General features: G+C 22.3%; 1 pseudogene. It reads right to left on the bottom strand.

Features of this window, described 5'->3' with window-relative positions:
• Positions 1–115: 115 nt before the first annotated feature.
• Positions 116–273: pseudogene (locus tag HRG09_RS28530) on the bottom strand (tyrosine-type recombinase/integrase); the annotation flags it as partial.

The raw sequence follows: 273 nt of genomic DNA, 5'->3' as shown, positions 1-273 counted from the left end.
AACTATAAGCCAAAAAATAATGGAAAGTATGAAAAATAAAATTAAAGTAATAAGTATCTTTTTTCTTTTTTTCATATATGTATACTCCTTAATAAATTATAAATATATTTGTTAATTAAATTTGAAATGTATCAAGAATATTATCTTTTTCTTCTTTATTGATTCCAATATATTTAAGTGTAACTTGTGGTGTGCTGTGATTCAATATTTCTTGCAACATAGCGACATCTTTTGTTTATAGAACCAATAACCAAAAGTTTTACGCATAGTGTT

Origin of the sequence: Bacillus sp. Xin1, assembly GCF_013314535.1 — a bacterium.
Taxonomy (GTDB): domain Bacteria; phylum Bacillota; class Bacilli; order Bacillales; family Bacillaceae_G; genus Bacillus_A.
The sequence above is the reverse complement of the archived record's forward strand: the minus strand, read 5'-3'. Positions and strand labels throughout refer to the sequence as shown.